Origin of the sequence: Rhizobium sp. T1470 (assembly GCF_042140505.1) — a bacterium.
Lineage (GTDB): Bacteria > Pseudomonadota > Alphaproteobacteria > Rhizobiales > Rhizobiaceae > Rhizobium > Rhizobium favelukesii.
This window is the reverse complement of sequence record NZ_CP148094.1, coordinates 757,223-780,271: the sequence shown is the minus strand read 5'-3', so window position 1 is coordinate 780,271 and position 23,049 is coordinate 757,223. Positions and strand designations below refer to the sequence as shown.

Here is a 23,049-nt window from a genome sequence, read left to right as displayed (position 1 = left end):
CGTGCCGTTGCACTCAGCCTATGGCTGATGGCGTCCTATGGTGTTTCGGTAGCACAAGCACGAATCCTATCGGACAGTCCGAGATTACCGAAGTCGGCTTGAACGCTCCCCTTGCGAGTTTGACCTTATTTCTCACACAGCCTACGCGGCCCACGGTAGGGTTGAAACGTACAGTCGGCGGGGCGGAACGAGCGATAAGCACCCGCGCAGTCTCGAAAATTGCAGGTGACCGATGCTTGACCGCTATCGTCGGAGGAACTATCCGCAGCGACGTCGGGCTCACTGTAGAGCGCACCGCCGTCATGCACGGCGGTGGCAGCGCGCATAAAATTCCGCCAGATCCTGGCCGGCAGCTTGCCACCCGTCACCTCGTTCATCGGCGTCTCGTCGTCATTGCCGACCCATACTCCCACCACCAGTGACTCCGTGAAGCCGACAAACCAGGCGTCGCGATGGTTCTGGCTAGTCCCGGTCTTGCCGGCCGCAAAGGCTCCGAAATCAGCTTCGCGACCCGTCCCTCGTTCGACAACCAGCCTCAGCAGGCCAATCATGTCCGGCTGAAACTGGCGAAGATCTGTCGAGGGCCGCTTGGGCGGCCCGACGCGGAAGGCGCGCGGCTGGCCGTCGGCATGAAAGGAGACAACTCCCCACGGCTCCACCGGTGCCATGCCTGCTCTAATAGATGCATAGGCGCTGGTAAGGTCGAGCAGGTTTACTTCCGAGGAGCCGAGCGCCAAGCTTGGCGTCTGCGCCAGCTTTGAATCGATTCCTAATTCCCGCGCCGCAGCAATAACCTGGTCGATCCCGATCTCTATTGCAAGCGCCACCGTCGCCGCGTTCAACGACCGTGCGAATGCCTCCGCAATGGTAACGCGTCCGTGATAGCCTCCGCCGTAGTTTTCGGGAGACCATCCGTTAAGCTCAATCGGGGCATCCTCGATCCAGTCGCCAGGCGTGAGGCCTGCCTTCAGCGCGGCATAGTAGACGAACAACTTGAAGGCTGAGCCGGGTTGCCGCATCGCTGTCGTCGCGCGATTGAACGGACTCTTGGCGTAGTCGCGCCCGCCAACCATGGCAACCACGCCGCCTTCAGGCGTCATTGCAACCAAGGCAGCTTGCGATGCGCCCGCTGCCGCACCTTCCTGCTTGAGCGCTTCGGCGACTACCTTTTCGGCAATTACCTGCAGCCGCGGCACCATCGTGGTTCTGATTTTTATCGTGCCTCGATACGGGCCGGCAAGCTCGCGCGCCTCCTGCATCACCCAGTCCGAAAACCAACCTCCCGACCTTGCCGCGGGCTTGATCGGATGAAGGTCAGCCAACTCTGCAACCGCAACCTTTGCCTGCTCGGCGGTGGTCTTGCCGCGTTCGACCATGGCGTCGAGCACAAGGCTTGCCTGTCGACGAGCGCCCTGTGGATTGCTGATTGGATTGAGCTGTGATGGCGCTCGAATGATGCCTACAAGCATCGCGGATTCGCCGAGATCTAGGTCGCGCACCTCCTTGTCGAAATAGATGCGGGCCGCCGCCGGAACGCCGGTTGCACCTGCGCCGAGATAGATATTGTTGAGATATCGCGTAAGAATTTCGTCCTTGCCTAGCTTCTTTTCTAGCCAGAATGCGATCACCGCCTCCTGGATTTTCCGCTTCCAGGTACGGTCCTGCTCGAGATAAAGAATTTTTATAAGCTGCTGGGTGATTGTGCTGCCGCCCTGGACGACCTCGCCGGCGCGGATGTTCCTAAACAGAGCGCGAAGAATGCCCTTGAGATCGATGCCTGAATGCTCGTAAAATCGCCGATCCTCACGGGTGAGCACCGCATCGATTAGATAGCGGGGAAATTCTTCTCTCGCCGCAAAGGGTCCCTGGATCGGCCCCTGTCTTACCAGCGGTTTGCCATCTGCCGTTTCGAGCAACACTACCGGCTTGAGCGAGCCATCCGCAATTTGTTCCCACGGCACGTCGCTTAGTGCCCAAGAAAAGAGGACACCGAGGAGCACAAGACATGCGACACCTGCTGTCGCAACGGTCCGCAACCCAAACTGCCGCCAGCGGGACCGCTTCTCTCCGACAGCTCGCTGATCAGTCGAGCGCAAACGCCAAAGCCACACCCGCGACCAAACTGCCGCAGAGCGCCCCGCGGTCTCGGCGGCTCTAATCTTCGCGGCTTGAAAATCAATGTCCCGTAGCCGCGACAGGGCCTGGCTGCCGAGTGCTCGGAGCTTTTTGGCCGCCAGACGCGACGCGGCAGCCAAGTCGCCCCGCAGTGCTCGGCCAAGTTCGGCAAGCGCTGTTCCCGTCCGCGCGAACGCCGCACGATCGAACCCGGCATGTGGCTTCTCGTTGGACAGAGGGTCGTTGGGCGCTTCGCTCTCGGGACTGCTGCCCGATGCGGTTGTGGTCTCCTCCATGCGTGCTCTCTTTGATTACCCTCACCAAGTTCGTGAAGCAGAGAAAAGGTAGCCCCGGTGGTTTCCCCGACGTCAACAGCTGTCGCTGATACTTTGTCAATGATGCGGGTCGGTGTGGCAATTTTCTTCCAAGTCACGCGTCACGCTCGCGGGAACCGCGCCACGGTCACGAATGTTCGAGACCGTGAGAAGGAGAATATCATGGCCGGTGACAAGAGCAAAAAGGATAGCCGCGTTCGGTCGGTCGTGGCCAATCCATATTCAAGACCAAGTCGCCAGCAATGTAGCTGGTGTCGGACCTGTTCCCGGCGATGGACGCCATGATATTCTTTTGGATCTCCGTCAGTGCCATCAGCGTGCATCTCTGAGTTCAGAGACCATTTTGCGTCCCATCGCATAAGCTTGCGCATCACCCCGTTCCATGAGAGCGTTGGCGACAACGCGCGCCTTCTGCGACAGATCGTTTAACTTGTCGATATCTATGTTGTCGAACACCCTCAGGCCATATCGCTCAGTCGCCATCCTGATGAATTCCCCGAGGCGATCCTTTTCGATGCGATGCTTGGAGCGAAATTCTGCGGCAACACTCACGATCTCATCTCGACGTGCTCTTGGCACCAGCACTTCTACCCTCACGAGATCGGCAGCTCCTCCGGTCTCCCTATATCTCTTGATGCGCTCTTTGGCGGACATGGCCGTTGCTCCTGTGTACTGGGCAATATGGGCGTATCCCGGATACTGGTCAAGTTTCTGTATTTATTCGATGAGATGAATTCTTGTGGCAGATTCCGTTGAGCCTAAAGCAATATTCGTTGCGCTGCTGAACCCATTGTCTCTTAGGATCGCGACGATCGCGAGAGTTCAGCGCAGAGGAGTCTGATGGTGCTAATTCCGCGGAATTCCTTGGCAATGGACGGTGGTCTTGACTTTCCCAACAATGAGAACAAAATAGGAACAGACGAAGGAGGTTCTCATGACTCACACCGAGCAAGTCATTGCGAATGCTTTAGCAGCGGTCGCGGCCAGCCGAGCGGAGCGGGAACGCGACGCCGAACGCCGCAAGCGCGTTTTCGGAAAGATCGAGATCGGTCGCCCCTTGCCCGCACTGAAGGGCCAGCAACTAAGTCTGGATTTGCAATGACAAAGGAAGACGTCGATTTTGAAGTACAGGCCGCCCTGGCGTGGCACGACGATAACGTGAATGCGACGATCGCTACGCTGCTGGAGGATATCCGCCATCTGCGTCAGCAGCTTGTCTTGACTGAACGCGCCATGAGTCGTGGCATGACACGCGGCTGGAAGCCTATGCTCGAACGGAGATAGACATGCGCCACCGCCGGAGCATCGATCTGGCGTCAGTTGCCAACCATGCCGTCAGCCTGGAGAACGAGACACTCGCATCGCTGCCGGAGATGTTTGTCCTTGCGGCCGCCTGCCCCTCATGCCTGAATAGCACGCCAATCGATCGGTGGGAACTTGGCCGGCTGTTGGGAAAACGTATGCCCGTTGCCAATATCGCCGAGAGATTGAAGTGTTCCTGCTGCGGGAACCGCACCGGCAATAGGTTCCTTTTGGGGAGGCTCCGGCGGGGCTGACGGCGGCTGCAAATATGCAGCGCAGTGCTTTCCGCCAGATTTTTCGTTCGTTCGGGACCGCGAGACAGGGCATGGCAACTGAGCGAGCGTTCTCGATCGACAGCAATTTCGATGTTGTCTAAAAGCCACCTGTATTGATGGCTCCGATCGCCAGAGGAGACCCTAGACATCGTATTTTCACGATGGGACTGGCCTAGCGGTCTCCTGCCGGTTGCCTACCAAGTGTACGCGAGTTCCTTGCTAGGCAGCGCTAAAACTATACACCTTGGTCGGAGCGACGGTATCAACATCTTTGAGAAAGTGCGTCCTGCAGGCGAATGCGATTGCGGGGCGCGCGGCGGCGACCTGAGAACGTCGATAAGACCGTAGCGTGGCAGATGCAAGCGCACGGAGGAAATGCCGACTTCGTTGGTTTCGGCGAATTGATCCGGCGTCATGCGTGCGGCCAGGTGGGTCGCGTCTCGTTGTTCGGCGGCTTCCGTCCGCGCGTCTTTATGCGCACTCTACGGTGACCTGCAGCCCCTGGCGCATGGCGCGATACAGATCGCCGGCAAGGCGAACCTACGACGGAACTCGACGAGTTTTATATCCTGATGACGATGGGGATATGCTGATGCAGACCGATCTTCTTGGACCTTCCGTACACAAGAGCGCCGTCATCTCCGACTGCAGGTGCTACCGCTATGAGCTGCGCCGCATCTGGGATGCTCGAAAGCGCCTCCTGGTCGTCTGCATGCTCAATCCGTCCACCGCCGACGACGAGACGGACGATCCGACACTGCACGAACTGATCTACTTCGCGAAGCTCTGGGGCTATGGCGGTCTGAGCGTCGTCAACCTCAATGCTCTCCGCGCCGCGCATCCTGGCGAGATGATGGCGCAGACCGCGTGCGTCGGCCCGAAGAATAGCGAATTCATTGAGGCCGCATTCGCCTTTGCCTGCCATCAGGGTACGCCGTTACTCGTCGCGTGGGGCAATGGCGGCGACCACCTCGGTCGCGACGAATGGTTCATTACGCGCGCCCGCCTTCACGCCGTCGCCCTGATCTGCCTCGGCACGAACAGGGACGGCTCGCCCAAGCACCCGATGTCACGTGGCCGGCACCGCATTCCGCGCGACCAGCAGCCCATCATGTTTCGCGATGCGCTACCGTAGCGTGATTGCATCAGAAGCCGACATCCAGCGCCTTCGAAAGATCCGCCAAAGTCACGGCGAAGCAAGCAGGACTGGTCCGTCTCTCGGCAGTCAGCTTCGAGATCTCTGCGCCGGTACCAAGGCGATATCCGAAGGAGGCAAGCAAGCCGGCGCAGCGCTTTGGGGTCAGATCTTCCGGAGGAACTTCGGGCTGATCAACGCCAATGTTCAGGACGAGGCCGCCGATTCCTACAATCCTGAGCTTGCTGGGCAATTGGCAGTAATCGGCATCGTGAAAAGCAAGGAGTTCAAGCCGGACGACCGGTTGAAGAAAATTCTGACCGACGCCGCAGCGGTTGGAAATGCGGCCAGCCGTGCGCTAAGCTGGCTTTTCAGCGAGCCCCATCCAGATTGGTTGTACTATCCAGGTTCAATGTGGGGAAACATGCTGCGGGAGGGTGGTGCAAATTTGGAAACGCCGCCGCCGATGATTACCAAAGAAGGCCTTTTCGCACCATTGCCGCCGACCGGTGCTCGAACCCTCGCCTCGAAAACCGCGTACTCGTGGCACACACGCCTCAATTCTTGGATTGGTGGGGACTCCTAAATAACAGCCCTCATCTCTCCCCGTTCCAGGCTTAGGATCATCCGCCGGAATGTCCTGTAGGCCGCCAACTCGTCTTCAGCACGACGCGCCAGCTGTAGAGGTACAGATAGCCTACCGATGGGACTGCTAGTGTACCGATGCCGAAGTCGGGGCGTTTATCTTCGTCGAACAGATGCCGACATATGTTCCGATGAGAACGAAGGCGATGTCTTCCGCTGTCTTGTATCCTTCATTGTACAAGTCGATCGCCGCGATGCGGAGGACGCGGGAGGCTCTATCGTCAGGTGGCGCTTCGTAGAAGCGGTACCAGGCCTGGACTGCTTCCGACATCAATCTGAATTCAGAATCCTGCTGTTTGGTCATAGATGCCTCCGTCCAGAGAAATCTAGAAACTACGACTGCGGCGTCAACGTGGCCAGTCGAACATTGGGCCCCGTCTCCCAACTACAATGACGTAGCACGCACCTAGCGGATGAATGCCTAGAACTATAGGGCTATCACGACCACCGCCAAAGGAGGGATATCGTGAAGCGACAAGATCAGCCTACTGTCCCCGGTGCGGAAGGCGGCCGTTTCAACATCGACTGCTGCCGCACGATCGCCTCTGCCAAACCTTTCGAGGCGACCTTGAATGGTTCCCACTGACTTGGAAAGGACGCAACCATCAGATCGGTGATCGGCGTCCCGTCCGGCTCCGTACCGCTACCGCGAAGAATGATGTCCTTGCCTTCGTCAGAGCCATCTTCCACACGAAGTTCGTAGCCATTGGCAAAGGCTGCGCGAAGTCCTTGCGCGTTCACTTGTCCTGAGATGGAGGATCCGATGAGGTTGTTCCACACAGACCGCAACTCCCGCTCTTCGGGCAACGCCCCCGTAAAGATGATTTCCCGAAGCTCAAGTGAAAGTCCGCGAGGATCACGAGTGAGGGCGGCTCGACCGGCCGCCGTCAAATGGACGTGCCTGTCTTCCTCGCCTTCGTCGAAGCTGATAAAGCCCTTCTCTTGCAAGACGTTGAACAGCGACCAGTTGACGGCTCCTGGACCGAAGCGCTTGCCTTGCCCGCCATAGACCTGCTCCAGCGCGAAAAGCATGGGACCGGGAAGGTGGAACGTCGTATTGATGAGCTTGATCGCTTCCTGCATGGTCTTGCGTGAAGGTAGTGCATGGCAGCCAATGTGGGCCATATAGCTCCGACGATAGAAGACAACAAATTCTGCCGGATCGACCCGGTTGACCAGCGCATGGGCATTCAGCGACCACTGATCGGCAGAGAGCCCTGTTGTCTTGAAGAATTCGTCGGCAATTCGCTGATGCATATCCGCCTTGTAGTGACGGGCGGCCGCCAACGCCTTTCGAGATGTCTCAAACGTTTTTTCCATGGGCGCGTCATTCAAGTAGATGCGCCAATGCCCTTCAGTCGGGCGTACCGAACATTGCGGTCCAGTTGCATCCAGGCGTTCGTCGAGCGTTCGCGCCACTATACCGAGTTGGTGCGTCTCATGGGCGGCTTTCGGTGACAATTCGGCCTTGCGTTTAAATGATTCATGCTCATGCGGTGCTTACATCATAGGCCGTTCGGCGATCAAAGCTCTTCAAACTCATTTTCAACGTGAAGCCAATTGAAGCGCTCAATCCGGCGTCCGCCAGCGAATTCAAAACCGGAATAGGTTCATCGGCGCGGGGTGGATGAAGTCGCAATATTTAGCACGTTGCAATTCACAGGCAGACTCCCCATATGTGTGGTATCGGAAGCATCTGAAACGGGCGCTGCCGGGTGCGGACGCCAACAGCGTTCCAGCCCCAACAAAGGAGGACAAGATGTCTTCCGCCTCCACCAGTATCTACCCTAAGAATAATCTGATGCGAGCCGCCGCGCGGTTTCGCTATGTGGAGCTTCTGATCAAATCGACACCGGCAATCAGTGTGGCGTTCATTGTTTATGTCACGTTCAAGGGAGTCCTCTGGTAGGAGCATTTTGAAATTGACCTACACGCATCAGCCTCGGTTGGTGCCGTCGCTGCCGGACAGCATAAAAGCCGCTTGCTGGAGTCGCCCATGATGGAACGTACGACAGAAACTGAAATAACTTTCGCCCATCCCTTCGTTCTCGGTTCGTTAATGGTTCCGCTTGAAGCGGGAACGTATCGGCTGATTATCGATGAGGAAGAGATCGAAGGCCTATCGTTCTCCGCCTTCAGGAGAACCAACACCCAACTTGAGATACCCGCGATTGCAACACGCGTTGGCACCAGGCAGCGCCTGCGAGTGTCGCCACAGGAACTTGAAGCGGCCCAGGCGAAGGATGCAAGTGCCAATAATCGACCGCGCTAACCCCGGTCATCTCGGACAGCACGCGTTTCACGCTAGAGGGATCTTTTCCCAACAGAGCCCGAACACCGAAAAGATCGATCGTCCTGAAGTCAATAGAGCAGGTCTGCCGGAAGCACGCACTTCATCGCTGCGTCACGGACACAGCCTCTGACGTTGAATGTAGGTCGGCCTTGCCTGAGCGAAGTGTAGTTAAGCCCGTTGCCAGTACCAAAACAGCCATGAAAATGAGCCCCATAAAAACTAGGAAGCCATCTATGAAGGAACCGATGAGCAAAAGCCGCGAACGCGCGGAAGCGGCATTCGGATTGACGCAGACACAATTTCTCACCCGCACGCGGGAGAGCTCGAAAATCGACCCGCTCGTGACAGCCAGGAATGAGAAGACCGCTCGGCTGAGGGCGATGCGCCTTCAACAAGAGGCGAATACGGCGATCGAGACACCATCCCACGCGAATCCGATCAACGACTAAAGACCTAAACGTCAAAGAAGCGGTTTGCTGCGATGTGACGTCTTAGCGCCGAGGCAGCGACGCAAGTGGTTGGTCAGCGGGCGTTATTTGCGCGAACCGGCAAAACAGCTGGACATTGAACGGTCCCGATCCTGTCTGTGCCGTTTCGGATGCTGATTGGCGAACTTCCGAAATATACGAACGCGGGATCAGGACCGATCACACCGAGCATTAATGATCTCTGCGAACGGGAGGCAGTCGCCTCCCCGGCGATGATATTCCGCAAGGGCTGGCAGCGCTTCAAACGAGCGACTTGACTTTCGGTTGTAATGTGCCGAAAACTCACGCGATCAATCCGAGAATATCGTCGAGCTCGACGCCATTCAAAATCTCGCAAGAGCAGGCTCGACGACGTGCGAATAAAGCGGCTGGCCGTCACACCAGTATAATATTTTCGTGCACTAACCTATGTCTTGACCGGGGGGCCAATGGCAATTCGGGTTTTGCCTTCACAGATCATCGAGATGCTTGCCTCCAGACGCCACCGTCTGCGCCATTTCCTATGGCATGCGGTGCGCAGTGCCTGGAACAATCCTCAGCTTACCGATGAGGTCAAAGCCTTCATCAGGGACAAGGGTTGGGACCCACCCAATGACCGGGTGCCTCTGGATGCCAAGATAAAGCTAATCTTGGACAATCATTCTGGGGAGGACTTCCTCTATATGCATCGGCAGATGATCAAGGAAGTCAGTGAACTCCTCGATCAGTTGGAAGAGCAGTCGCTCACATTCTGGCGCTCCATCCCAAAGCCGGGTGGACACCCCGACTTTGCGCTTCCGCCGGCCTGGAGCTATGACGATCCCTCGGAGAGCGCCGCGACGAATGCGGCTATGACTGCGAGGCTTCAGCGCGTCAAATCAGACGCCTACTTCCGCGACACGATCGTGACGTGGGAGGCATTTTATACGAACCCCGCCAACCTCGCGCAGCTGTCGCTCGGAGCGTTGGGCAATCTGCTCGAGATGACCATCCATAACAATCTGCATATGCGCTGGGCCAGCGTGCCGATCGGCTACATGCCTTCGCCCAACTTCGACGACACACGCGACATTGATCCCAAATGGGACGCGACCAGTTACGACTATTTAGGCGACACCAATTCGAGCCATGTCAATCCGATCTTCTGGTATCTGCATGGATGGGTCGATTCCTGCATCGACCGTTGGGCCGCAGCCAACAGAGTGAGCGAAATTGCCTGTATAGGGACCTGGACCGGCAAGCTCGAAGAGGGCTGGACGCACGGTGCACCTGAAGCCCTCACTGCTTCAGTCCGTCGGGAAGCGATGGGCGGACACGCCCACGGTCATGCCGGGCACGAACAGGACGGCGAAGACATCCGCGAGATGGAAGCGATCGTGCGAAAACTCGGTTCCTGCAAGGTCATACGCAACTTCTATGACGTTCTGCGCGATCCGAAGTGATCGAGATGGAATGCTATATCAACTGAAACACCCACTGGGAGGCAAATCATGGCACGCAAGGCGACGCGCGGAACACGGCAATCCACCGGGGGAATTTCCGAAGAGGCATTGCGCCGGCATATTCGTGCCAAAGGCGCCGATTATCTGCAGGACCCGAACATTACATCCGTGGGCATCGGACTGAAGAACGGAGACGGACCAATCTGCCTGCAATTCACGGTGGGCACGAAGGGTGACTCCGCAATCGAGGCACTTGGGAGCCGCCGCATTCCGGAAGCAATCGAGGTCGAGGGCGAGATGGTCCCCACCGATGTCCTGCAGCGCGACTATCGCCCTTCCTTCGAAATCGTTGCGGAGGAACAAGTTGATCTGCGCCGAAAGAGGATCGACCCGATCCGGCCGGGCGTCAGCATCGCTCATCCCGCCGAGACCGCCGGCACGCTCGGCCTGATCGTCTTCGACCGCACGACAGGTGCCCCTTGTGTGCTCTCCAACTGGCATGTCCTTAATGGCAACGCCGGAAAGGTTGGCGACACCATCGTGCAGCCTGGCCCCTACGACGACAACAACGTTGCGCTCAATGTCGCAGGCACGCTTCTGCGCAGCCATCTCGGCGCGGCTGGTGACTGCGCGCTTGCAAGGATCAGCCAACGTGGCTACGACCGCTCGGTCTATCAACTCGACGTCGTACCGACCCGAATGGCGCGCGTTGCACTTGGCGACAAAGTGATCAAATCGGGACGAACGACGGCGATCACGAGAGGCATCGTGCGCCGCGTCGACGTCATGGCGAAGATCAACTATGGGATTCCGTCCGGGGAGCAGGCGATCGGCTGCTTCGAAATCGGTCCCGATCCCCAGAACCTTCCCGCAGACGGAGAAATAAGCAAGGGCGGGGATTCAGGATCCGCTTGGCTCATCTTCGACAGGGGCAAGGCGACCGACATATTCGCCGGCCTTCACTTCGCCGGTGAAACCGACAGGAGGAGCGACGAGCACGCGCTCGCCTGCTATCCAGGCTCCATTCAGAAGAAGCTCGACTTCGTTCTCGAGCCAACGGGCGCGGCAACTGATGCGAGCGCGGGGATGGAAGTCGTTGTCCCCCGTAGTGGCTACGATGCGAGCTTCCTTGGAACAGCCGTTCCCGAGCCCGGCCTGTCTACGGCCCAGAAGCGTGATGCTGTCAATTTCGAGCGCGCTCAGACGATCCCATACACGCATTTTTCGGTCTGCCTCAGCGCAAAACGCCGAATGGCGCGCTATGTCGGCTGGAACATCGACGGATCCCGGTTGGTGGCACTCCCGCGCCGCGGATTTTCCGTCGATCCCAGGATCGAGGCCAAGTACCAGTTAGGCGACGATCTCTACGTCGACAACCGCGTCGACCGGGGCCATATCGCCAGGCGGGCGGACGTTTGCTGGGGACCGGTACCGGAGGCAGAGCAAGCCAACCGCGATTCATTCTACTTCACCAATATCGCTCCCCAGCACGAACGCTTCAATCAGTCCTCTCGAAAAGGGCTTTGGGGTGAACTGGAGAACCTCGTTTTCGATCAGGCAGACCTCAAGGACTTCAAGCTCTCGGTATTCGGCGGTCCAGTTTTCGGAAGCGAGGACATTGGGTATCGTAACGCACTGATCCCGCGCTCTTTCTGGAAGATGATCGCCTATCTCGGCAAAGACGATAGTTTGCGTTGCGCCGCATTCATCCTTTCTCAGGAAAAACTTCTGGACGATCTTGAAACCTTGGATCTCGATCCGTTCCGGATCTACCAGGTGTCGCTGCCCGAGCTCGCTAGGAAGACCGAGCTCAATTTCGATGCGCACTCGACGGCTGACATCACTGGTCATCCGGAACTCGTGACACGGCCAGTCGGCCCGGAATCCCTGGTTGACACGACCAAGCCCGTGATCGAGATCCGCTCACAACGAGACATCCGCCTTTGATGACGACCCGCCGCGCACAAATGGGCCGCGATTCCAGCGGCCCCTCGAACACGGCTCGCACGCGAGGGACGAACCCGCGAGACTTCGCTCCGGATCGAGGAAGTAATCTCGCGCGCTCGAAAGAGTTCGAGTTCATGAAGCTTGCCGTCCACGACGGGCAGAAGCACATTAACAGCCGGGTGGAACTCAACGCCTTTATTGTCGAAGTCGTGGCCTTCCGTAGGAACACGCCACTTTACGCTGGCTGGGGTTGCTGCATTTGGGGCCGGCAGCGTCTAGCCCCGCTACGGCCGACGTCGCGTACCGAAGTGCGGAAAGCTGCGCCCTGCCTTGCGGTGTACAGCTTTCCGCCGTGGCCCGGCTTGGCCCGGTTGCAATTAGCGCTCGCGCGACTATTTGCTATGCTGGCCACCCTCCCCTCAGTGGCAGAGAGAAGATCACCGGGAGCAAGTCATGTGCCGAAATATAAAACCCCTGTTCAATTTCGATCCGCCAGCGACGGACGACGAGATCCATGATGCCGCGCTCCAGTTCGTGCGTAAGGTGAGCGGAACGAGCAAACCGTCGAAACGCAATGAGATCGCGTTCGAGCGCGCGGTCGGTTCGATCGCGGCATGCGCCCGCGAGCTGCTCGATTCGCTGGAGACTTCTCAACCTCCTCGCGATCGCGAGGAAGTGGCGGCAAAGGCGCGCGCGAGAACGGCGATCCGGTTCGCGTAGGAGAGTCCCGTCACGCACAGGAGATCTCAGTCAGGTCTTAAGTTGGCGCATTCCGGAAGCCCGTCAGCGACAGGGAATCGCCGCTTGGCTGTCGAGCGACAAATAATGCTTAACCCGTCCATCCCAGGAAAACCGTCGCAAGCGGTGGGAGTGTGAGCGGGATTGAGAACTCCTTGCCATGCGTCTGCTGGCGCTCCGCTCGTGCTTCGATCTGCCCGAGATCAGCTCCTCCATAGACAGCGGCATCAGTGTTGAGCATCACCTCCCAGCGGCCTCCCGCCGGAACCCCAACGCGGTAATCCTTCCTTGGCAACGGCGTAAGATTGGATATGATCAGGACATGCGAGGAACGGTCTTTCGCACTGCGCAGCATGCCGTAGACCGAATTTTCCACATCATCCGCAACCACCCATTCGAAGCCCGTGGCATCCAGGTCGCTGAACTGCAATGCCGGCTCTCGCGTGTAGAGACTGTTCAGGTCGCGGATCAGGCGCTGCATGCCCACATGATCCGGCCGGTCGAGCAGATCCCAATGTACGGAGCCGTCATGGCTCCATTCGCCCTCTTGGGCGATTTCTCCGCCCATGAAGAGCAGCTTCTTGCCCGGATGCCCCCACATGAAGCCGTAGTAGGAGCGTAGGTTGGCGAGCTTCTGCCAGTGATCGCCCGGCATCTTGCCGAAGAGCGAGCCTTTGCCGTGCACCACCTCGTCATGGGAGAGTGGCAGAATGAAGCGTTCGGAATAGGCGTAGATCATGCCGAAGGTCATCGCCGAGTGGTGATACTTGCGATAGACCGGGTCGTCCTGCATGTAATGCAGCGTGTCGTGCATCCACCCCATGTTCCACTTGAAATCAAAACCGAGGCCGCCCTCGTCCAGCCGCTTCGTGACGCCGGGCCAGGCGGTGGACTCTTCGGCGACTGTGAAGGCATGGGGGCAGCGGTGATGGATGATGCTGTTCAGGTGTTTCAAGAATTCGACTGCTTCGAAGTTCTCGCGGCCGCCGTACTCGTTCGGTATCCATTCGCCCTCGTTGCGGCTGTAGTCACGGTAGAGCATCGAGGCGACTGCGTCGACGCGCAGCCCATCCACGTGGTAGTGCTCCAGCCATTCGAGGGCGCTGGCAATCAGGAAACCTTTCACCTCGTTGCGACCGAGATTGTAGATCAAAGTGTTCCAGTCCTTGTGAAACCCCTCCCGCAAGTCTTCGTGCTCATAAAGTGCGGTCCCGTCGAAGCGGGCGAGCCCCCAGACATCGGTGGGGAAATGGGCTGGCACCCAATCGAGAATGACGCCGATGCCTTCGGCATGGCAGCGATCCACGAAATAGGCGAAGTCTTCTGGCGTGCCATGTCGACCGGTCGGCGCGAAGAGGCCAAGCGGCTGATAGCCCCAGGAACCGCCGAACGGATGTTCCATGATCGGCAGCAATTCGATGTGCGTGAAGCCGAGGTCTCGGGCATAGGGAACCAGCCTTTGGCTAAGTTCGACCCAATCGAGCGGTCGGTTTTTCTCCTCGGTGATCCTGAGCCAGGACCCGAGGTGCACCTCGTAGATCGAGAGAGCACCGTCGAGAGCTCGGTCCGCGCGGTGCGTGCGCATCCAATCCTCGTCGCTCCAGCGGAAAGGTTTCGCGGAGGCGACGATCGAGGCCGTCGAGGGTGCGGCTTCGCTGGCACGGGCAACCGGGTCTGCCTTTTGCGGCAGGAGATTGCCATGAGCGTCTATCAGTTCGAACTTATAGCGCTCGCCATGCGTGAGGCGGGGGATGAAAAGCTCCCACACGCCTGCCTGGGGCCTCAGCCGCATCGGATGGCGTCTTCCATCCCAGGAATTGAAGTCGCCGATAACGGACACACGCCGGGCATTCGGTGCCCATAGGGCAAAACGCACGCCCTGGACGCCATCAATTTCCATCGGAAGGGCACCGAGTGTGCGGCCGAGATCATAGTGGGTCCCCTGAGCGATCAGATGCAGGTCAAGGTCGCCGAGCAGCAGGCCGAGCGCGTAAGGGTCCTCGGTCTCCTGCATGGCATCGGGCCAGTTGATGCGAAAGAGGTACCTGGTCGGGCTGGAGATCGCCCCAGCAAAGAGCCCACCCGCGTGTATCGTTTCCAGCCGCGTCAGCACGCGATTGGTGCCAACCTCCACGACATCCACGGAGATCGCAGCCGGCAACAGCGCTCTTACTACGGTAAGATCGCCGTACTGATGAGGTCCAAGAATTGAAAACGGATCGCCGTGGCGGCCTTCGACGATTTCCTGAAGAGCCTCCTGGACAGTGCCAATCATCAGGTCTGCGCGCTCGTATCTCATGCGACGTTCTCCAAGAGCCTGGATGCGATGGCCGACAAACCGGCAACCGGTAGGGCCAGCCAATTGGGACGGTTATGGGCCTCATAGGCGATCTCATAGGCCGCCTTCTCCAACAGGAACAGATCGATGATGCGACCGCGTGAATGTGCTGGAATTCTGAGGTCTCGGGCGTTGTCGATCGCGTCGAAATAGGCTTGGAGGAATGCTGCTTCGGCCATTTCGATAAAGCGTGCCACGAGCGCCGCATTCCTCTCGCTATCCACTTGGCTCACCACGTCTGTGTCAAGATCTGCTGACGCCGCCAAATAACTGAGTGATCTCAGTAGCCCTGCGACGTCTCGCAGCGGATTGGTCTTGGCGCGACGTTCGTCAAGATCTCGGGTGGGTTCGCCCTCAAAATCGATGATGTAGGCATCGCCTTCCGAGACCAGGATCTGGCCAAGATGAAAGTCGCCGTGATTGCGGATCATGAGGGTACCAGCTGCAGCCTTGGCAAGATGGCTGGCTGCATTCAACAGGTCCTCGCGTTCTTCGATGAGCGGCCCGATCTGTTGAGCGATCGCCGGAGCCAGGCTGTCGCGGGTCTCCTCGAGAATGGCGAGGCTGGCCTTGATTTGCTTCTTGACGGCGTTTCCCAGTGCTTCGGCATCCGCGTTGGACATCCTGACCGGTTTGAAAGCCTCATCATCGGTTGGCTGCGCCAGCGCCGCATGCAATTCGCCGAGGCGTTTGCCGGCTGCAGCGACAAAGTCGACGAGCGGTTTGAAATGCTCGTCCATCATTTCCTCGTCAAGGCCGATAACCAGTATCTCATCGATCGAGCGGCGAAGATTGCTGAGCATCCAGTCCCAGGCATCGCCTTGATTGCGGATGGCCGCCTGCACGATGATGAACGTGTACCTGCTGCCATCCGGGGCAATGCGCGCGACTTCGCCGAGCAGCTGCGCCGTATTTTTGTACCCAACTTGGGTGAGGTGGCGGGTCATCTCCACCTCGGGATGGGTGCCTGGGAAGATATGGCGGATGAGCTTTACCATCGCCATGTCACCGATGATCAAGGAACTGTTGGATTGCTCGGCTGAGATCCACCGCACCGGCACGTCATCGTTGACGTGCATGCAGTCCAGCTGCTTCGTGCCGAGGAATTCCAGTCTGCCGGTGCGGCCGGAGATTACTGCATGTTCACAGAGCCCGCGGACGACGCCGCGTGCGAGACCCTCCATTACAAAACCGTCGGTTAAAAACCCCACGCGTCGGCTTTGACGGAGGCGGGCAAAAGCCAGTTGCTGCGCAAGCGCAGCCGGCTGACTGTCGTCCCACGAAACCGCAAGCGGCAGGAGATAGGTGTCGACGCGCCCATCAAGCTCTGCCTCCAGTTCTCCCAAGAGGAGGTTGCCGGCAAAGGGAAGTGGCGTCGCGGCCACGAGGCAGGCACGCCTTAACGGCTCGCCCTTGCCGCCGAACCAGCGCCGCTTGGCGAGATAGGCCGGCAGAACCTCGTTCGAGAGCGTCCGCGAAAGCGTTGGCTCGTCGACCAATTCCTGCAGATTGCGCCGCACCACTACGGTCATCATGTCCTGCAACTGCTCGGGAGGTTCGGTGCGCCAGGCAGGTCCATCTGCGTCCTGAGCGAGCTTGAACCAGAAGAACCCGTATGGCGGAAGCGTGAGCAGGTAGGTGAGCTGACCAATCGGCGGGAATGGAGACATGCCCGTCAGCTCAATCGGCACACGGCCGTCGAACTGCGCGAGATCGAGTTCGACGGCCTGCGGCAGCCGGGAAAGGTTTCCGACGCAAAGGATCGTCTCGTTATCGTATTCACGCAAGTATGCCAGGATCTTGCGGTTGCCAGGCGCCAGGAACCTCAAGGTGCCGCGTCCGAAGGCCATGTGCCTATTGCGCAAGGCCAGCATGTGTCGGGTCCAGTTGAACAACGAGTGCGCGTCGGCTGCTTGCGCCTCGACGTTCACCGCCTCGTAGCCATAAAGAGGATCCATGATAGGCGGCAGCACGAGCCGTGCCGGGTCGGCTCGGGAAAACCCGCCGTTGCGGTCCGGAGACCATTGCATCGGCGTGCGCACACCATCGCGGTCGCCAAGATAGATATTGTCGCCCATTCCGATCTCGTCGCCATAATAGATCACCGGTGTACCCGGCATGGAGAGCAACAGGGCGTTCATCAACTCGACGCGGCGACGGTCGCGCTCCATGAGCGGTGAAAGACGGCGCCGGATGCCGAGATTAATGCGGGCGCGGCGGTCGGCGGCATAGATGTTCCAGAGATAGTCGCGCTCTTCATCAGTCACCATTTCGAGCGTCAGCTCGTCATGGTTGCGAAGAAAGATCGCCCACTGACAATTCTCAGGGATTTCCGGCGTCTGCCGCATGATGTCGGTGATAGGGAAGCGATCTTCCTTGGCGATCGCCATATACATGCGCGGCATGAGCGGGAAGTGGAATGCCATATGGCACTCGTCGCCGTCGCCGAAATATTCGCGCGTATCCTCCGGCCACTGATTGGCTTCGGCAAGGAGCATCTTGCCTGGATGTGTCGCATCGAGAGCAGAGCGGATTTTCTTCAGGATCGCGTGCGTCTCCGGAAGGTTCTCGTTGATCGTGCCTTCTCTCTCGACCAGATAAGGGATGGCGTCGAGCCGGAAGCCATCGATGCCGGTTTCAAGCCAGAACCGCATTACGCCCAGAAGTTCCTCCAGGACCAGCGGATTATCGAAATTGAGGTCGGGCTGGTGGGAGTAGAACCGGTGCCAATAATACGCGCCAGCCACTGCGTCCCAGGTCCAGTTGGACTTTTCGGTGTCGAGAAAGATGATGCGCGTTTCCGGGAATTTCTGATCCGTATCCGACCAGACATAGAACTCCCGCTCCCGAGAGCCAGGAGGGGCCAAGCGGGCTCGCTGGAACCATGGGTGCTGGTCGGACGTGTGATTGATGACGAGCTCGATGATCACGCGAAGACCGCGTTGGTGAGCCGCTTCGACGAAGGCTTTGAATTCTTCCGTCGTGCCGTAGTCCGAGCTGATATTGGTATAGTCGGCGATATCATATCCGTCGTCACGACGTGGCGAAGGGAAAAACGGCAGCAGCCAGATCGTATTGGCACCAAGCGCTTCAATATGATCGAGCTTTTCGTGCAAGCCCGTGAAGTCGCCAATACCATCGCCATTGGCATCGAAGAACGATTTGATATGAAGTTGATAGATGACCGCGTCCTTGTACCACAGGGGATCGGGCTCGGGCGCGTCGGTGTCAGTGAGTGGGCCATGGCTTACGGTCATCGTGTCCATTTCGTTTTTCCTCCCTTATCTCACGCGCCAGATCGCGAACGGCAGGCCTGCATGCGGATCGAGCCGAATGCGCTGGATCTTGCCGGTCCATCTGGATCTCAAACCGGTGATCAAGTCCTCGAGGTCGAGCGCGCCGTCGTCCGGCAGGTTCCATGACCAGAGTGGAATTTCCACATCGGCTTCATGTGCATTGTATGGATCGAGGTTGACGGCAATCAGCAGAGCGTTCTCACGGCTCGTGCTTGCCTTCTCATAGAACATGATGTTGTCGTTCCAGGCTGTGAGAAGCTGAAGGCCGAGATGCGAATGCAGAGCCGGGTTCTCGTTTCGGATCCGGTTGAGCATGGCAATCTCGGATTTGATGTTCCCCGGCCGGTCGTAGTCCCAGGCGCGAATCTCATACTTTTCCGAGTCGGCATATTCCTTGCGCTTTGCGTCGGGCCGGCCTTCGCAAAGCTCAAAACCATTATAGACGCCCCAAAGTCCAGACAGTGTCGCGGCGAGCGCAGCACGGACCAGATAGGCAGGGCGCGGCGCGTTCTGCAGGAAATCAGGGTTGATGTCGTGCGTGTTGACAAAAAAGTGGGGCCGGAAGAATTCCTTCGGTTCCTGCGTGGTGATCTCGCGCATGTACTGCTCGAGCTCCCACTTGGCGTTGCGCCATGTAAAATAGGTGTATGACTGTGAAAAGCCGATCTTGGCGAGCCGATACATGACCTTCGGCTTGGTGAAGGCCTCCGATAGGAAGACGACCTCTGGATGCCGCAAGCGGATATCGGCGATTAGCCATTCCCAGAACGGAAACGGTTTGGTGTGCGGATTGTCGACGCGGAAGAGCTTGACACCGTTGTCGACCCATTTTTGTACGATGTCGCGCAACTCAATCCATAGTGCGGGGATCGCGTCATGGGCGTAGAAATCAACGTTGACGATGTCCTCGTATTTCTTCGGCGGATTTTCCGCATAGCGGATCGTGCCATCCGGCCGCCAATCGAACCAGCCGGGATGTTTACTCAACCAGGGATGGTCGGGCGAGCACTGGATTGCTAGGTCGAGCGCGATTTCGAGACCTGTGTCGCCAGCCGCTTCGATCAACCGACGCAAATCGTCGAACGTGCCGAGCTCGGGATGGATCGCTTCGTGGCCGCCCGCCTCCGAGCCGATCCCATAGGGGCTGCCGGGATCTGCTGGCGCGGCCTGGAGACTGTTGTTCTTGCCTTTGCGGTTCGTCTGGCCGATCGGATGGATGGGCGTGAAATAGAGCACGTCAAAGCCCATCGCGCGGATGGCTGGCAGGCGTTTGATGACATCGTCAAAGGTGCCGTGGCGGTTTGGATCGCCGCTCTGGGAGCGTGGAAAAATCTGGTACCAGCTCGCAAACGCAGCGGCGGCGCGTTCCGCATCGAGCGGGATGGTCTGCGAGCGAACCCGATACGGACGGCGATCGGCCTTAGCCATTAGTTCGGCCGTCTCGGCGGCGAGTAGGATTTCGATCCGCTGGGGGTCCTGCACCTCGGTCAGCCTGTCGAAGACTGCCCGCAGCCGGTTTTTGATCCGACCGGATGAATTGTCGAGCGCATCGAGCACGTGGTTGATGCCCTCCTGGATTTCCAGGCGCAGATCGAGCCGCGCCTCGTGCTTCTTGCTGAACTCGTAGCGGAAGATGGCGAATGGATTGCGCCAGCCTTCGACCAAAAACTCGTGCCGCCCCATGCGCTTCGGCGTCAATTCCGCCTGCCACCGATCATTTTCGATCAACTGCATGGGGACCTCGTTCCATTTCGCCTCGTCGGCCGGTCGCCAGAGCAGGGCCGCCGACAAGGGATCGTGGCCATCGCCGAAAATATCTGCTTCGACTTTCACCGTCTCGCCAACGACGCGCTTGACGACGAAACGCCCCTCATCGACCGCCGGCGCGATGTTCTCAATAGCCAGCCTTGCAGAAGCCGCTGCATCCTCGACACGAGGTACCGCGACCGCATCAACGATCGGAATTGATGATGTTCCTTCGAACAGACGCAGTTCACCCGGCCTCAATTTAAGCTGAGCGGTAAAGGTTTCGTCTTCCGCATCGAGTGCCTGCAGCGGCAGAAAAGCGGAGGCCGCTTCGCGGACCGCGTTAAATGGCGCATGCGCCACCCGCCGCAGGTCGCGATTAAGGACGACGACGCGCGCCTTCTGCGACGTGCGGATGTCCTCCTGCTCGGTCTGCATCAAGGCGACCGTCGGCGTCTGACTTGCAAAAACCAACCTGAGCGGCTGCCGGGCGAAGCCGGCTGCGGTCTTGTTGGTTCGCGCGCTCACAGTGCGAATGTCGCCTGAGAGATCGAAAGAGCCGACTTCACGAAGTCCAGGCAAGCCGGTTGCGTCGCCATGCATTGGATCGAGGGCCGTGCCCACACCGTATTCGAAGCCCATGGGGATCATCAGGCCACTGGCAAATGTGGAAGCCAGTTTCAGTGCTCGCACAGCCTTGCGCTCTAGAACCTCGCAACTGTCGGTACCGTTGGCGACGCGCTTGCCGAACGGTGCTTCCGGGAAGGTAATCTGATAGCCGATCTGCCGTTGGATCTGGTATTCGTCCATGATCCAGCGGTCCTCAAGGTCCCACCATGCAAGCGAGGAGAAGCTGCCGTCGAATCCGGTTCCCTCAAGTGCGTTGCGGTCTTCGAAGGCGCTCCCTGGCGTCCAGGCAAGAAAGGTCGTTTGCGGAGCCGATTTCCGGGTCGCGGCGATAAGGTCGCACCATGCTTCCGGCGCCAGGCGCCCGATCCCCAAGCAGCGGAAGCCTGCGATGCCGAGGCCGGCAAGCCAAATCATGCGATTGCGCCAATCCTCGACGTGCTTGGCTTCGCTGATGAAATCGATGCGACGGCTGCGGCTTTCATGCGGTGTCACCCGCGGATCGGCCGGAATTGGCTCGGCAGCTTTGTCATCGAGGGCTACCCGGTCGACGACAAGGTCGAGCATCAGCTTGATGTCTTTTTCTCGAGCCGCCTGGACCAACGCCGTGAGCCCGTCCTCGACGGATTCACCTAGTCCCAGTTCAGGGTCAAGACGGTCGAAATTCCTGACGACAAAGACACTAGCATTTTGGCCGCGTTCGAAAACGGGGGCAGTGAGTACCGTGTCGAGACCAAGATCCTTGGCATGCGCAAAGACCTCTCTCCAGGCATCGCACCCCTTCAGCATCAAGGGATGCACGTAATAAATCTGCGGCGGCAGCCGCAAGAGGGAGCGTCGGGAATCGAACTGGGAGCGCGTATCCATGGGGTAATGCCTTGCCGCAGCGTTTTGGGTCTAACGGAAGGTCACCGGAACTTGTTCCCTCAAAACGTGGCAAATCGGCCGTCTTGTTGAAGCCGCTTTTGTCGCACTCACAAGAAAGGATGCGATAGGGAGCGCATCTGCGCCTTAGCCGCGCTCGTTCGCGAAAAATCCGGAAGAATGCCGTGTCTTCGAGCCTTTCGCGCTATTAGAGGGAAATTTCGGTCGCGAAGACCTCGACGTGTTGAAGCGTTTCAAGCGATAGCGCGCGTCCGTTAAATTGGATTTGCGCGCTCGAGATCTGCAATTTTCGGAGGCCCTGAAAGAATTCAGGATACCGGCACAACAGGCCCGTTCTTGTTGCCGGCTACAGTCAGATCCCGTTGCTGTATTAATGACGACTGCTCGTCAACGGCCAGTGTCGCCGTGCCAACTCGACCACGCGCTTTTTCTTGCGAGACCGTTTCGGCAGCTTGAATTCGTCTGCTTCGACGGCGGCGCCAAGGCGCTCGGCAAGCGAATGCGCATCGAGCGGTGCGCGAACCTTCACGTCATTGTCGAAATAGACATAGACGTCGCGACCTTTTTCAGATCCCGGCAGCGGCAGCGTGATGCGCTCGGCATTGACGGGCTCCTTCCCATGCGCCCATGCATCGATGCGCTTCGCCCAGATATCCAGTGCCTCGTCGTCATAACCGCTGACATAAAGCTCCTTGGAGCCGTGCAGGCGGCAATAGACGAAGTCGGCCGTCACATCCATCAGCCGTGGCCATTCGACCGAATCCGCGCAAACGAGGCCGACACCATGCTCCCTGAGGAGCTCGATGAAGGCCTTGTCGCGGAAACTGTCGTGGCGGATCTCCAGCGCGTGGCGCAAGGGCTGCTTGCCCTCGCTTGTCAGCCAGTCGCGTCCGTTGAGCCTGGTGTCGTGGCGCTTGGCGAAGTCTGCAGCTTCTTCCGTATCTTTTGGAAGCATCGCGAGGAAGGACGCAAAAAGATCCGCATCGAATTTCAGGTTCGGCGGAAACTGCCAGAGGATCGGTCCGAGCTTCGGCCCCAGTCGCAACAGACCGGAGGCGAAGAAATTGGCAAGCGGCGTTTTGCTCTCCCTCAGGCGCAGCATGTGCGTGATATAGCGTGAGCCTTTAACCGAGAAGACGAAATCGTCAGGAACCTCCTCACGCCAGTGCGCGAAGGCCTCGGGTGTCTGCAAACCATAGAAGGTTCCGTTGATCTCTATCGAGGAGAAGTGGCGCGAGGCATAGGCCAATTCCCGCTTTTGCGGCAGTCCTGCCGGATAGAAGACGCCGCGCCAGGGCGCATAGGTCCAGCCTGACAGGCCGATGCGGATGGTACCGGTTTTTCCCATGCCGAAGGAACCGAGCGGAGGCTGACTTGTTCCTCACCCATCCGAGCTTGCGGAGATAACCTGGCCTGCAGCGAGGTTACCGCAGGTAGAAAGAGGCTCCTTAAGTGATCGGGCG

Annotated in this window: 16 protein-coding genes and 1 pseudogene; 9 read left to right on the top strand and 8 right to left on the bottom strand. The window is 58.6% G+C overall.

Features of this window, described 5'->3' with window-relative positions:
• Positions 1-125 precede the first annotated feature (125 nt).
• Positions 126-2,411: a PBP1A family penicillin-binding protein gene (locus WGT02_RS38195; RefSeq protein ID WP_208245484.1), complete on the bottom strand. Its 2,286-nt coding sequence runs from the start codon at positions 2,409-2,411 to the stop codon at positions 126-128.
• 351 nt (positions 2,412-2,762) lie between these two features.
• Positions 2,763-3,104 (bottom strand): hypothetical protein, encoded by a 342-nt coding sequence (locus WGT02_RS38190; RefSeq protein WP_024314153.1) that lies wholly within the window; start codon positions 3,102-3,104, stop codon positions 2,763-2,765.
• Positions 3,105-3,384: 280 nt separating this feature from the next.
• Between WGT02_RS38190 and WGT02_RS38185 the strand changes: the two genes are divergently transcribed.
• The 4 genes and pseudogenes from WGT02_RS38185 to WGT02_RS38170 all read left to right on the top strand — a co-directional run.
• Positions 3,385-3,552: a hypothetical protein gene (locus WGT02_RS38185; RefSeq protein ID WP_167371596.1), complete on the top strand. Its 168-nt coding sequence runs from the start codon at positions 3,385-3,387 to the stop codon at positions 3,550-3,552.
• The gene (locus WGT02_RS38180; protein ID WP_024314154.1) at positions 3,549-3,734 is read left to right on the top strand and encodes a hypothetical protein; all 186 of its coding nucleotides are present in this window, start codon (positions 3,549-3,551) and stop codon (positions 3,732-3,734) included. The genes WGT02_RS38185 and WGT02_RS38180 overlap by 4 nt, the downstream gene beginning before the upstream one ends.
• 885 nt (positions 3,735-4,619) lie before the next feature.
• On the top strand, positions 4,620-5,162 hold the full coding sequence (locus WGT02_RS38175) for a DUF1643 domain-containing protein (protein WP_208245486.1): 543 nt from the start codon (positions 4,620-4,622) through the stop codon (positions 5,160-5,162).
• Positions 5,163-5,346: 184 nt separating this feature from the next.
• Positions 5,347-5,727, top strand: a pseudogene (locus WGT02_RS38170) (DUF1254 domain-containing protein); the annotation flags it as partial.
• Positions 5,728-5,874: 147 nt separating this feature from the next.
• Here the strand turns inward: WGT02_RS38170 and WGT02_RS38165 are convergent.
• The gene (locus WGT02_RS38165; protein WP_024314159.1) at positions 5,875-6,111 is read right to left on the bottom strand and encodes a hypothetical protein; all 237 of its coding nucleotides are present in this window, start codon (positions 6,109-6,111) and stop codon (positions 5,875-5,877) included.
• A 176-nt stretch (positions 6,112-6,287) separates the two neighbouring features.
• On the bottom strand, positions 6,288-7,226 hold the full coding sequence (locus WGT02_RS38160) for a hypothetical protein (protein ID WP_208245488.1): 939 nt from the start codon (positions 7,224-7,226) through the stop codon (positions 6,288-6,290).
• Between the two features lie 577 nt (positions 7,227-7,803).
• On the opposite strand from WGT02_RS38160, the gene WGT02_RS38155 reads away from it, so the two are divergent.
• The 5 genes from WGT02_RS38155 to WGT02_RS38135 all read left to right on the top strand — a co-directional run bounded on the left by WGT02_RS38155 (position 7,804) and on the right by WGT02_RS38135 (position 12,676).
• The gene (locus WGT02_RS38155) at positions 7,804-8,079 is read left to right on the top strand and encodes a hypothetical protein (protein ID WP_024314161.1); all 276 of its coding nucleotides are present in this window, start codon (positions 7,804-7,806) and stop codon (positions 8,077-8,079) included.
• 266 nt (positions 8,080-8,345) lie between these two features.
• Complete coding sequence (locus WGT02_RS38150) at positions 8,346-8,549, top strand: hypothetical protein (RefSeq protein ID WP_244656157.1); 204 nt, start codon at positions 8,346-8,348, stop codon at positions 8,547-8,549.
• A 467-nt stretch (positions 8,550-9,016) separates the two neighbouring features.
• Positions 9,017-10,009, top strand: a complete 993-nt coding sequence (locus WGT02_RS38145; RefSeq protein WP_208245490.1) for a tyrosinase family protein — start codon at positions 9,017-9,019, stop codon at positions 10,007-10,009.
• Between the two features lie 48 nt (positions 10,010-10,057).
• On the top strand, positions 10,058-11,956 hold the full coding sequence (locus tag WGT02_RS38140; protein ID WP_208245492.1) for a DNA/RNA non-specific endonuclease: 1,899 nt from the start codon (positions 10,058-10,060) through the stop codon (positions 11,954-11,956).
• A gap of 453 nt (positions 11,957-12,409) precedes the next feature.
• Positions 12,410-12,676: a DUF2277 domain-containing protein gene (locus WGT02_RS38135; RefSeq protein WP_024314165.1), complete on the top strand. Its 267-nt coding sequence runs from the start codon at positions 12,410-12,412 to the stop codon at positions 12,674-12,676.
• Between the two features lie 109 nt (positions 12,677-12,785).
• On the opposite strand, the gene glgB is transcribed toward WGT02_RS38135, so the two are convergent.
• The 4 genes from glgB to WGT02_RS38115 all read right to left on the bottom strand — a co-directional run bounded on the left by glgB (position 12,786) and on the right by WGT02_RS38115 (position 22,934).
• Entirely contained in the window at positions 12,786-14,993 is a 2,208-nt protein-coding gene (glgB, locus tag WGT02_RS38130; RefSeq protein WP_208245494.1) for a 1,4-alpha-glucan branching protein GlgB, read from the bottom strand.
• Positions 14,990-18,289 carry a maltose alpha-D-glucosyltransferase gene (gene treS, locus WGT02_RS38125; RefSeq protein ID WP_225040543.1) on the bottom strand — a complete coding sequence of 1,100 codons (3,300 nt, stop codon included), beginning with the start codon at positions 18,287-18,289 and terminating at the stop codon, positions 14,990-14,992. The genes glgB and treS overlap by 4 nt, the downstream gene beginning before the upstream one ends.
• A gap of 24 nt (positions 18,290-18,313) precedes the next feature.
• Complete coding sequence (locus tag WGT02_RS38120; RefSeq protein ID WP_208245498.1) at positions 18,314-21,568, bottom strand: maltotransferase domain-containing protein; 3,255 nt, start codon at positions 21,566-21,568, stop codon at positions 18,314-18,316.
• Positions 21,569-21,956: 388 nt separating this feature from the next.
• Positions 21,957-22,934 (bottom strand): DUF72 domain-containing protein, encoded by a 978-nt coding sequence (locus tag WGT02_RS38115; protein WP_208245500.1) that lies wholly within the window; start codon positions 22,932-22,934, stop codon positions 21,957-21,959.
• Positions 22,935-23,049 lie beyond the last annotated feature (115 nt).